At 64.6% G+C, this 10,676-nt stretch carries 11 protein-coding genes; 7 read left to right on the top strand and 4 right to left on the bottom strand.

Annotated features, from left to right (window positions below; genetic code table 11):
• Together K678_RS15845 and K678_RS15850 are read left to right on the top strand one after the other, a co-directional pair.
• Positions 1–860: electron transfer flavoprotein subunit alpha/FixB family protein (locus tag K678_RS15845; RefSeq protein WP_021133485.1), on the top strand; the 860-nt coding region annotated here is incomplete at its 5' end.
• 21 nt (positions 861–881) lie between these two features.
• On the top strand, positions 882–2,495 hold the full coding sequence (locus tag K678_RS15850; RefSeq protein ID WP_021133486.1) for an electron transfer flavoprotein-ubiquinone oxidoreductase: 1,614 nt from the start codon (positions 882–884) through the stop codon (positions 2,493–2,495).
• Between the two features lie 71 nt (positions 2,496–2,566).
• Here K678_RS15850 and K678_RS15855 read toward each other — a convergent pair whose 3' ends face one another.
• The 4 genes from K678_RS15855 to aroQ all read right to left on the bottom strand — a co-directional run bounded on the left by K678_RS15855 (position 2,567) and on the right by aroQ (position 5,450).
• Positions 2,567–2,965 (bottom strand): hypothetical protein, encoded by a 399-nt coding sequence (locus K678_RS15855; RefSeq protein WP_021133487.1) that lies wholly within the window; start codon positions 2,963–2,965, stop codon positions 2,567–2,569.
• Positions 2,966–3,197: 232 nt separating this feature from the next.
• On the bottom strand, positions 3,198–4,541 hold the full coding sequence (accC, locus tag K678_RS15860) for an acetyl-CoA carboxylase biotin carboxylase subunit (protein ID WP_021133488.1): 1,344 nt from the start codon (positions 4,539–4,541) through the stop codon (positions 3,198–3,200).
• Positions 4,542–4,545: 4 nt separating this feature from the next.
• On the bottom strand, positions 4,546–4,992 hold the full coding sequence (locus K678_RS15865) for an acetyl-CoA carboxylase biotin carboxyl carrier protein (protein ID WP_021133489.1): 447 nt from the start codon (positions 4,990–4,992) through the stop codon (positions 4,546–4,548).
• Positions 4,992–5,450 carry a type II 3-dehydroquinate dehydratase gene (gene aroQ, locus K678_RS15870; RefSeq protein ID WP_021133490.1) on the bottom strand — a complete coding sequence of 153 codons (459 nt, stop codon included), beginning with the start codon at positions 5,448–5,450 and terminating at the stop codon, positions 4,992–4,994. The genes K678_RS15865 and aroQ overlap by 1 nt, the downstream gene beginning before the upstream one ends.
• Positions 5,451–5,603: 153 nt before the next feature.
• Here aroQ and K678_RS15875 point away from each other — a divergent pair, with 153 nt between their 5' ends.
• From K678_RS15875 to K678_RS15895, 5 genes are all read left to right on the top strand, one after another.
• Positions 5,604–6,107, top strand: coding sequence for a hypothetical protein (locus tag K678_RS15875; RefSeq protein WP_021133491.1), 504 nt, complete (start codon positions 5,604–5,606; stop codon positions 6,105–6,107).
• A 16-nt stretch (positions 6,108–6,123) separates the two neighbouring features.
• A complete protein-coding gene (locus K678_RS15880) occupies positions 6,124–6,834 on the top strand; it encodes a DJ-1/PfpI family protein (RefSeq protein ID WP_021133492.1) in 711 nt (236 codons plus the stop codon).
• A 95-nt stretch (positions 6,835–6,929) separates the two neighbouring features.
• Complete coding sequence (gene thiS / locus K678_RS15885) at positions 6,930–7,919, top strand: sulfur carrier protein ThiS (RefSeq protein WP_021133493.1); 990 nt, start codon at positions 6,930–6,932, stop codon at positions 7,917–7,919.
• Positions 7,920–8,044: 125 nt separating this feature from the next.
• Positions 8,045–9,448 carry a threonine synthase gene (gene thrC, locus K678_RS15890; protein ID WP_021133494.1) on the top strand — a complete coding sequence of 468 codons (1,404 nt, stop codon included), beginning with the start codon at positions 8,045–8,047 and terminating at the stop codon, positions 9,446–9,448.
• Positions 9,445–10,676, top strand: a 1,232-nt coding sequence (locus tag K678_RS15895) for a M16 family metallopeptidase (protein WP_021133495.1), incomplete at its 3' end; no start/stop codon positions are given. The genes thrC and K678_RS15895, both read left to right, overlap by 4 nt.

Consider the following 10,676-nt stretch of genomic DNA (forward strand, 5'->3'; position numbering starts at 1 on the left):
CCGCCCGGCTGGGGGGCGATGTCCATCTGCTGGTCGCCGGATCGGGCGTTGGTCCGGTTGCCGCCGCCGCCGCCCAGGTCGCGGGTGTCGCCAAGGTGCTGGTGGCCGAGTCCGAGGCGTTGGCCCATCCGCTGGCCGAGCCGCTGGCGGCGCTGATCGTCGCGCTGGCCCCCGCCTACAGCCATGTGCTGGCCGCCGCCACCACCACCGGCAAGAACGTTCTGCCCCGCGTCGCCGCGTTGCTTGACGTCGCCCAGGTGTCGGAAATCGTCGCGGTGGTCGCGCCCGACACCTTCGTTCGTCCGATCTATGCCGGTAACGCGCTGGCGACGGTGCGCTCGACCGACGCGATCAAGGTCATCACCGTGCGCGCCACCGGGTTCGAACCCGCCGCCGCGACCGGCGGAGCCGCCGCGACCGAAGCGGTTGCGGTGCCCGGCCTGCCCGCGTCGTCTCGCTTCATCGATGCCCAATTGTCGAAGTCGGAGCGGCCCGAACTGACCAGCGCCCGGATCGTGATCTCGGGCGGTCGCGGTATGCAATCGGGCGACAATTTCCACCTGCTCGAAGCGATCGCCGACAAGCTGGGTGCCGCCGTCGGTGCTTCGCGCGCCGCCGTCGATGCGGGCTTTGTCCCCAACGATTTCCAGGTCGGCCAGACCGGCAAGATCGTCGCCCCCGATCTCTATATCGCCGTCGGCATTTCCGGCGCGATCCAGCATCTGGCGGGCATGAAGGATTCGAAGGTCATCGTCGCGATCAACAAGGACGAAGAGGCCCCGATCTTCCAGGTCGCCGATTACGGTCTGGTCGCCGATCTGTTCAAGGCTTTGCCGGAGCTTCGGCAGGGTCTGTCCTAGGATTCTTGCGGAGATTGGGAGATGAGCGAGCGCGAGTCGATGGCGTTTGACGTCGTGGTGGTGGGAGCCGGCCCGTCTGGCCTTGCCGCCGCGATCCGTCTCAAGCAATGCGATCCGGCCCTGTCGGTCTGTGTGATCGACAAAGGATCCGAGGTCGGGGCCCACATCCTGTCCGGGGCGGTGTTTGAGCCTCGGGCGCTCGACGAATTGCTGCCCGATTGGCGCGAGCGTGGCGCGCCGCTGACCGTTCCGGCGGGCGACGACCGCTTTTTGCTGCTGTCAGCGAAGCGGGCGCGGCGGCTGCCGACGCCGCCCTCCTTGCGCAATCACGGCAATTACATCATTTCGCTGGCGTCGCTGTGCCGCTGGCTGGCGGGGCAGGCCGAGGCGCTGGGAGTCGAAATCTATGCCGGATTCGCCGCCGCCGAATTGCTGTATGACGCGGACGGCGCGGTCAAGGGCGTTGCCACCGGCGATATGGGCGTGGGCAAAGATGGGGTGCCCGGTCCCAATTTCACCCCGGGAATCGAATTGCTGGGCCGTCAGACCATCCTGGCCGAAGGCTGTCGTGGCTCGCTGTCGAAAAGCCTGTCCGAGCGGTTTGATCTCCGGGCCGAGGCCGATCCCCAGACCTATGGCCTTGGCATCAAGGAATTGTGGGAGATCGATCCGGCTCATCACCAGACCGGCAGCATTACCCACACCATCGGCTGGCCGCTTGATGCGGGCACCTACGGCGGATCGTTCCTCTATCACCTCGATCACAATCAGGTCGCGGTCGGGTTCGTGATCGGCCTTGATTACCGCAACCCCTTCCTGTCGCCGTTCGAGGAATTTCAGCGCTTCAAATCCCATCCCGCCATCGCCTCGATCTTCGCCGGGGGGCGCCGCATTGCCTATGGTGCCCGTGCCGTGTCCGAAGGGGGCTTGCAATCCCTGCCGCGTCTGACCGTACCGGGCGCGGTGCTGGTCGGCGATGCCGCAGGCTTCCTGAATGTCGCCAAGGTCAAGGGCAGCCACGCCGCGATGAAATCGGGGATGCTCGCCGCCGAATCGATTGCGGTGTTGCTGAAAGGGGAGGGGCGCGAGGCCCTGGGCTATTCCCAGGCATTGCGGGACAGTTGGCTGTGGCAGGAACTGCACGCGGTCCGCAATGTCCGCCCCTCGTTCCATCGCGGTTTGTGGCCGGGTCTGGCCTATAGCGCGGTCGAGTTCGGCGCGTTGCATGGGAAAGTGCCGTGGACGCTCGGCAACCATGCCGACCATTCCCGCCTGAAGGAGGCCGGGGCCAGCCGCCGCATCGACTATCCTCGCCCCGATGGGGTGCTGCGTTTTGACCGGCTGTCGAGCGTGTTCGTCTCCAACACCCATCACGAGGAAAACCAGCCGCCGCACCTGCGGCTGGCCGACCCCTTGGTGCCGATCACGGTCAATCATCGCCGCTTCGACTCACCCGAGCAGCGTTATTGCCCGGCCGGGGTCTATGAAATGGTCGGTGAGGAGCCGCACATCCGCTTGCAGATCAATGCGGCCAATTGCCTGCATTGCAAGACTTGCGACATCAAAGACCCAACCCAGAACATCACCTGGACGGTGCCGGAAGGCGGCGGTGGCCCGAATTATCCCAATATGTAAGGAGGTTGGGCGCAGGCTACACCCCGACGAGGATTCCGGATCGAGCCGGAATTCCTCGTCGGCGGCGGCGACTACCGTGAGAACATCGCGTTGCTGAGTTGGATGTCGATATCCTTCTCCAGCGTCTTAACCCACATATTGTAGTGACTGCTGATTTCTCCGGTGTCGGTTTCCTTCATCCCGGACGAGGAATAGCGGGTGATGCTGTAGGACGTGTTGTCGAAGGTGATCGCCAGTTCGGCGTAGTAAGACGGACGCTCCTGACGGGCGTGCAACTCGCCAAGGCGCACTCTCTCGAACCGCCAATTGCGGGTTTTACCGGCATCGACGATCGCCGATTCGATCCGATCAAGCGGGAGCGAACGGGCCTGGGCCGGAATCGGATGGTTCCGGACGTCGTAAATCGGCTGGGTGCCAGCACAGGCCGCCAGCACCAGGGGCACCGCGATGGCCAGATATTTGAAATTCATATTTCCCCCTCTCTCCATTCCAGGACGGATGTTCCCAACTCGCGCCACCGTGATTTCGCGGGGCAGCAAGCAATCGCGATATCCTCGCTTAAAAGAGGATTATCCGAATTTGCGGTATGCGCGAAGGGGAAAAAGGGGGCGGCCGGGAGTAGGCAAAGGGAAACGTCCCGACCGACCCGGTCGCGAATGTCAGGGCGACACTTGCGACCGGATGGTAGGACGCGAACGGAGCTTAGTTGTTCCGTTCCACGAAACGTTCCAGCCAGTGGATATCGTAATCGCCATTGACGAAGTCCGAATCCTGGACCAGACGGTTGTGCAGGGGCAGGGTGGTCTTCACCCCTTCGATCACGTATTCGCCCAGCGCCCGACGCAGACGCATCAGCGCCTCGTTACGGGAATTGCCGTGGACGATCAGCTTGGCGATCATGCTGTCGTAGTGCGGCGGGATGCGATAGCCGGAATAGAGACCGGAATCGACCCGGACACCCAGACCGCCGGGGGAGTGATAGCCCTCGATCCGGCCCGGACAGGGCACGAAGCTCTGCGGGTCCTCGGCATTGATGCGGCATTCGATCGCGTGCCCGGCAAAGCGGACTTCAGACTGGGTGTAGCCCAGCGGAGCCCCGGCGGCGATGCGAATCTGTTCGCGGACCAGATCGATACCGGTGATCCCCTCGGTGATCGGGTGTTCGACCTGAAGGCGGGTGTTCATTTCGATGAAATAGAACTCGCCGTTTTCGAACAGGAACTCGATCGTGCCGGCATTACGATAGCCGAGCTTGGCAATCGCGGTGCAGGCGATCTGGCCGATCTTTTCCCGCTGGTCGGCATTCAGCGCCGGAGACGGAGCCTCCTCCAGCACCTTCTGATGCTTGCGCTGCAACGAGCAATCGCGTTCGCCCAGATGAACGACGCTGCCGTAATTGTCGGCAAGGATCTGAATCTCGATATGGCGGGGCCGCCCGAGATACTTTTCCATATAGACGTCGCCGTTGCCGAACGCGGCCTTGGCCTCATTGCGGGCCATCTTCCACGCTTCGACCATTTCTTCGGCGTTGCGGGCGACCTTCATGCCCTTGCCACCGCCACCGGCGGTCGCCTTGATCAGCACGGGATAGCCGATCGCCGCGCCATTCTCGAGCGCCTGTTCGACCGTGTCGATCGAGCCCTCGGAGCCGGGAACCACCGGCAGACCGGCGGCCTTCGCCGCCTGCTTGGCGGTGATCTTGTCGCCCATCAGTCGGATATGATCGGGCGAGGGGCCGATGAAGACCATGCCGTGCTCTTCGACCATCTGGGCGAAATCGGCATTTTCCGACAGGAAGCCATAGCCGGGGTGAATCGCGTCGGCCCCGGTGATGGTCGCGGCCGACAGGATCGCGGCCTTGTTGAGGTAGGATTCCCGCGCCTGGGGCGGACCGATACAGACCACCTCGTCGGCGAGGCGGACATGCATGGCGTCGGTGTCGGCGGTGGAATGAACGGCGACGGTACGGATGCCCATCTCGCGGCAGGCGCGATGGATGCGTAACGCGATCTCGCCCCGATTGGCGATGAGGACCTTTTCAAACATCGCGTTATTCGATGATCAGAAGAGGTTCGCCGAATTCCACCGGCTGGCCGTCGGTCACCAGGATGCGGGTGACCTTACCGGCGCGGGGAGCGCGGATCGGGTTGAAGGTCTTCATCGCCTCGATCAGCATCACGGTCTGACCTTCCGAGACGATGTCACCCGCATTGACGAACTTCGGCGCGCCGGGTTCGGGGGCCATATAGGTGACGCCGACCATCGGTGAGGTCACCGCGCCGGGATCATCGGCGTCGGAGGCCGCCGCAGCGGAAGGCTGGGCCTGGGGGAGAGCGGTATGGCTCGGGGCGGGGTGGTACGCCACCGCCTGGGCGGTTCTCGCCACCCGGATGCGGACGTCGCCGACGGCATATTCGATCTCGGTGAGGTTGGTCTCGTCGAGCAGGGCGGCGAGGGCGCGCACCGATTCGTTGTCGATGGGGGTGTTGGTGCCCATTATCTTTCCGAATTTCCCTTGATCAGCCGGGCCAGGGCGTCGAGTGCGAGGATATAGCCGTGACTGCCGAAGCCACAGATCATCCCCTTGGCCGCCTGGGCCACGTAGGAGTGGTGGCGGAACGAATCCCGCTGGTGAATGTTGGACAGGTGAACTTCGACGGTCGGAACCTCGGCGGCCAGAAGCGCGTCGAGAATTGCGACCGAAGTATGCGTATAGGCGCCGGCATTGAGGATCAGGCCGGCAGCCCGTCCCCGCGTCTGCTGAATCCAGGTGACCAGCTCGCCCTCGTAATTACTCTGACGGAACTCGACCGTCATCCCCAGCGTCGTGGCATGGCCGCGGCACAGGGTTTCGATATCGGACAGGGTCTCGCGACCGTACAGCTCAGGCTGGCGGGTTCCCAGCATGTTGAGGTTCGGACCGTTGAGTATGCTGATGACAGGGGCGGCGCTCATGACACGTCCCCCTTCTCCCGCTCTTTCGCCATGGCCGGATTTATAACACGGGGACCGGCCCTTGCAACGATCTTGGATAACGAACGTGCTTGGACTTGTTTCGGCTTGGGCGGATACTCGTTCGACATATCGGTTGATCGCGTTGGAGAGGCAATGAGGCTCGGCAAGGATTTCGATGCGGCAATCACCCGCGAGTTGAAGGCGGCAGGGGTCGAGCATTACAAGGTGGAGCGGGGGGGCAAGCATCCCCGGCTGGTGTTCGAGCATGACGGCCGACAGTTCAGCTATACCCTTCCCGGGTCGCCATCCGACCATCGGGCTCTTTTGAACATGGTGCACGATCTGCGCGGTCTGCTCGGGCTGAACCTGCCGCGCCCGCCCCAGCCGCTGCCGCCCGATCCACCGCTCGATCTCGACATGATCACCCTGGCCCGGCTGCGGGTCGAAGCCAATCCGCCGACCTTGCCGACCGACCGGGACATGCGGCTGTACGAAATGCTGGATGGTGCGTTCGAGGCGGTTGCCGCCCTGGCTCGCCGCGCCCAGGCCGAGGATATTGTCGCCTGGACCCATACCAACCTCGAACGGCTGGAACGGCTGGTGGCGCTGGGGCTGGCCGAATCCGACGCCGAAGGACGCTATCGCCGCCTGTCCTGATCCAGGGAGATGCCAGATGGTCGTAGACGAAAACGTCCCGTTGGTGGCCGGGTTCATTCTGTTCCCGGACCAGACCCATCTTGATCTGGCCGGGCCGTGGGAGGTGCTGACCCGCCTGCCCAACTGCCTGTGTCTGCTGATCGCCGCCGGGCCGATGCCGGTCGAATCGGCCGGGTGCGGGCTGACCCTGTTCCCCACCGCCACCTACGATGTCTGTCCGCCGCTCGACCTGCTGTGCGTGCCGGGCGGCCCCGGCCATCTGGCGGCGATGGAGGACGAGGCATTGCTGGGCTTCCTGCGCCGTCGTGCCCCGGAATGCCGCTATGTCACCTCGGTCTGTACCGGGGCGCTGGTGCTGGCGGCGGCGGGGCTGCTGTCGGGCTATCGTGCCACCACCCACTGGCTGTCGCTGGAGCGGCTGGCCCGGTTCGGGGCCGAGCCCGTCGCCGATCGCCGTGTCGTGATCGACCGCGACCGGATCACCGGCAGCGGTGTCACCGCCGGGATCGATTTCGCGCTGACCCTAGCCTCGCTGCTGCGCGGGGACGAGGTGGCGCGGCGATTGTCGCTGCAACTCGAATATCAGCCCGAGCCGCCGTTCGGTGGTGGCCATCCTTCGACGGCCGATCCGGCCCTGATCGAATCGATCCGCGCCAGCGCCGCCCCCTATCTGGCCGCGATGAGCGAAATCGACGCCCGCGCCGCCCAGCGCCTGGGCCAGGAGTGACCCTCGGCGGATTCCCCCGTTCGTCGGGTTGAAAGAGGGCGCGGGCCGTTCCATACTGCGCCCCTTGTTTTCATAGCCTGCTATCGGGTCCCCCCATGAAACTGACCATCAACGGCGAGCCGCGTGAGCTTGCCGCTCCGGCCACCGTCGCCGACATCCTGTCCCAGCTTGGCATCGATCCCCGCAAGGTCGCGGTGGAGCGTAATCTCGATATCGTGCCGAAATCGGCCTATGCCGATACCGCCCTGGGCGAGGGCGACCGGGTCGAGATTGTCGCCTTCATCGGCGGTGGCAACGATGGCGTGGCCGACAGCGACGATTCGTTCCTGGTCGCCGGACGGCGCTTTACCTCGCGCCTGCTGGTCGGCACCGGCAAGTACAAGGATTTCGAGGAGACGGCGCGGGCGATCGAGGCCAGCGGTGCCGAAATCGTTACCGTTGCGGTGCGCCGGGTCAATCTGACCGACCCGTCCAAGCCGATGCTGGTCGATTACGTCAGCCCGGAGAAGTATACCTTCCTGCCCAACACGGCGGGCTGTTACACCGCCGACGACGCGGTGCGGACCCTGCGCCTGGCCCGCGAGGCGGGCGGTTGGAATCTGGTCAAGCTTGAGGTTCTGGGCGACCAGACCACGCTGTATCCCAACATGCCCGAGACGCTGAAGGCCGCCGAGGCCCTAGTCAAAGACGGCTTCGAGGTGATGGTCTACTGTTCCGACGATCCGATCCAGGCGCGGATGCTGGCCGATCTCGGCTGCGTCGCGATCATGCCGCTCGGCTCGCTGATCGGGTCGGGGCTGGGTATTCTCAACCCGATCACCCTGAAGATCATCAAGGACAGCGTGTCGGTCCCGGTGCTGGTCGATGCCGGTGTTGGTGCCGCTTCGGATGCGGCGGTGGCGATGGAACTCGGCTGTGACGGCGTGCTGCTTAACACCGCGATCGCCCATGCTCAGGACCCGATCCGGATGGCGCGGGCGATGAAGCTGGCGGTCGAGGCCGGGCGGCTGTCGTTCCTGGCCGGACGGATGCCGAAAAAGACCTATGCCGCGCCGTCTTCGCCGACCACCGGCCTGATCGGCTGATCCCAGGTGGATCGCGTCCGGCTTTGCCGCCGTTTGGCGGGGGCTGGACGCGGCCGCCTCGTGACACTGCCGAAAAACTTGGCTAGTGTACCGCCCTTTGTAATGCCTCCCCGGAGAGCTGCCCCTTGGACTATGTGAGTACGCGCGGTTCCGCGCCGGTTCTTGGTTTCGACGACGTGTTGCTGGCGGGTCTGGCCCGCGATGGCGGTCTGTATCTGCCGCGCGAGTGGCCGCATTTCTCGCCCGCCGAAATTCGGGCGATGCGGGGTTTATCCTATCCCGAACTGGCGGCGCGGGTGATGCGCCCGTTCATGGTCGGCAGTGTCGCCCTGCCCGAATTGTCCCGCCTGTGCGCCGAATCTTATGCCGGGTTTAACCATCCGGCGGTCGCGCCGCTGCGTCAGTTCGGCACCGATCAGTGGGTGCTGGAGCTGTTCCACGGCCCGACGCTCGCGTTCAAGGATTACGCCCTGCAACTGGTCGGGCGGCTGTTCGATTACGTGCTGACCCATCGGGGCGAGCGGGTGACCATCGTTGGGGCCACCTCGGGTGATACCGGCTCGGCGGCGATCGAATCCTGCCGTGACCGCGCCGCAATCGATATCCTGATCCTTCATCCCAAGGGCCGGGTGTCCGAGGTGCAGCGTCGCCAGATGACGACGGTGCTGTCCTCCAACGTCCGCAATCTGGCGGTCGAAGGGACCTTCGACGATTGTCAGGATCTGGTGAAGGCGCTGTTCGCCGATGCCGCCTTCCGCGACGAGGTTCACCTCTCGGCGGTCAATTCGATCAATTGGGCCCGGGTGATGGCCCAGATCGTCTATTACTTCGCGGCGGCGGTGTCGCTGGGCGCGCCGGACCGTCCGGTTGGTTTCTCGGTCCCCACCGGCAATTTCGGCAATGTTTTCGCCGGGTATTGCGCCCGGCTGATGGGCTTGCCGATCCCGCGGCTGGTGGTCGGTTCGAACACCAACGATATCCTGACCCGCTTTTTCGAGACCGGGGTGATGCAGTCTGGGACCGTCGTCCCCACCTTGTCTCCCAGCATGGATATTCAGGTTTCCAGTAATTTCGAACGGTTGATGTCGCTGGTCTTGAACGGGGACGGCCCGCTGGTTGCCGATTTGATGGCCGGGTTCCGTCAGACCGGCACGATGAGCCTACCCCAGGGGGCCTGGGACTCGATGCGGACGGTGTTCTCGGCCTATCGTTTCGACGATGCCGAAACGCTGGCGACGATGCGCTGGTTGAAGCAACAGACCGGCGAGACCCTCGATCCCCATTCCGCGATCGGTGTTGCCGCCGGGTCGCGGGCGGTGGTCGAGCCGGGTCTGCCGATGGTCGCGCTGGCCACCGCCCACCCCGCCAAATTCCCCGATGCGGTCGAACAGGCCACCGGCTTCCGGCCCGGCTTGCCGCCGCATCTGGCCGATCTGTTCGAACGGCCCGAGCGGATCGAAACGGTCGCCAACGATGCCGGGGCGGTGAAGGACGCGGTGCGGACCTTCGTCGGCCGGGGTCGCGCATGAGCGCCGAAATCCGCGAGACTCTGCTCCCGTCGGGGTTGCGGGTCGTCACCGATCCGATGGACACGGTCGAAACGGTATCGCTGGGTGTCTGGGTTGAGGCGGGTACCCGCCACGAGCCGGTTTCGGTCAACGGCGTGTCGCATCTGCTTGAACACATGGCGTTCAAGGGGACCGAGCGCCGGACCGCGCTTGATATCGCCGAGGAGATGGACGCGGTCGGCGGCCATCTCAACGCCTATACCGCCCGCGACCATACCGCCTATTACGCCAAGATTCTGAAAGAGGATGCCGGGCTGGCGCTCGACATCATCGCCGACATTCTCCAACACTCGACGCTCGATCCCGAGGAACTGGCCCGCGAGCAGGCGGTGGTGGTCCAGGAGATCAATCAGGCGATCGACACGCCCGACGACATTATCTTCGACCATTTCCAGGCCACCGCTTATCCCGACCAGTCGTTGGGGCGCGCCGTGCTGGGGACCGAAGAGGTGGTGCGCGGGATGACCCGCGAGACGGTGCTGGGCTATATGCGCGAGCATTACTCGGCTCCGGCGATGGTGCTGTCGGCCTCGGGGCGGATCGATCACGACAAGCTGGTTGGGGCGGCCGAGCGCGCCTTCAGCGCCTTGCCCGTGCCGCGCACCGCAACGACCGAAGCGGCGCGCTATCGCGGCGGCGATTACCGCGAGGAACGCGACCTCGAACAGGTCCATGTCGTCGTCGGCTTTGACGGCGTCACTTATGAAGACCCCGATTATTACGCCACCTCGGTGCTGTCGACCCTGCTGGGTGGCGGGATGTCGAGCCGCCTGTTCCAGGAGGTTCGGGAAAAGCGCGGTCTGGTCTACTCGATCTACACCTTCGCTTCGTCTTACAACGATGGCGGGCTGTTCGGGGTCTATGCCGGAACCGGCGAGGACGAGGTTGCCGAACTGATCCCGGTGATGTGCGACGAAATCGTCAAGGTCGGATCAGGGGTGCGCGACATCGAGGTTCAGCGGGCTCGCGCTCAGTTGAAGGCGTCGATCCTGATGAGCCTGGAAAGCACCTCGTCGCGCTGCGAGCAACTGGCTCGTCAGGTCGCGGTCTATGGCCGTCCGGTAACGGTTGACGAGGTGGTCGAGCGGATCGAGGCGGTGACGCCCGAGGATTGCGCCCGCGTCGCCCGTCGCCTGTTCTCGGGCGTGCCGACCTTTGCCGCGATCGGTCCGCTGGGTCGGGTCGAGTC

Source organism: Magnetospirillum fulvum MGU-K5, from assembly GCF_000442515.1.
Taxonomy (GTDB): domain Bacteria; phylum Pseudomonadota; class Alphaproteobacteria; order Rhodospirillales; family Magnetospirillaceae; genus Phaeospirillum; species Phaeospirillum fulvum_B.

Bases quoted from the DNA above. Each gene is read 5' to 3' on its own strand.
- K678_RS15875 (WP_021133491.1), top strand. From the start codon at position 5,604: ATGAGGCTCGGCAAGGATTTCGATGCGGCAATCACCCGCGAGTTGAAG.
- K678_RS15855 (WP_021133487.1), bottom strand. From the start codon at position 2,965: ATGAATTTCAAATATCTGGCCATCGCGGTGCCCCTGGTGCTGGCGGCC.
- thiS (WP_021133493.1), top strand. From the start codon at position 6,930: ATGAAACTGACCATCAACGGCGAGCCGCGTGAGCTTGCCGCTCCGGCC.
- K678_RS15865 (WP_021133489.1), bottom strand. From the start codon at position 4,992: ATGGGCACCAACACCCCCATCGACAACGAATCGGTGCGCGCCCTCGCC.
- accC (WP_021133488.1), bottom strand. From the start codon at position 4,541: ATGTTTGAAAAGGTCCTCATCGCCAATCGGGGCGAGATCGCGTTACGC.
- aroQ (WP_021133490.1), bottom strand. From the start codon at position 5,450: ATGAGCGCCGCCCCTGTCATCAGCATACTCAACGGTCCGAACCTCAAC.
- K678_RS15880 (WP_021133492.1), top strand. From the start codon at position 6,124: ATGGTCGTAGACGAAAACGTCCCGTTGGTGGCCGGGTTCATTCTGTTC.
- K678_RS15850 (WP_021133486.1), top strand. From the start codon at position 882: ATGAGCGAGCGCGAGTCGATGGCGTTTGACGTCGTGGTGGTGGGAGCC.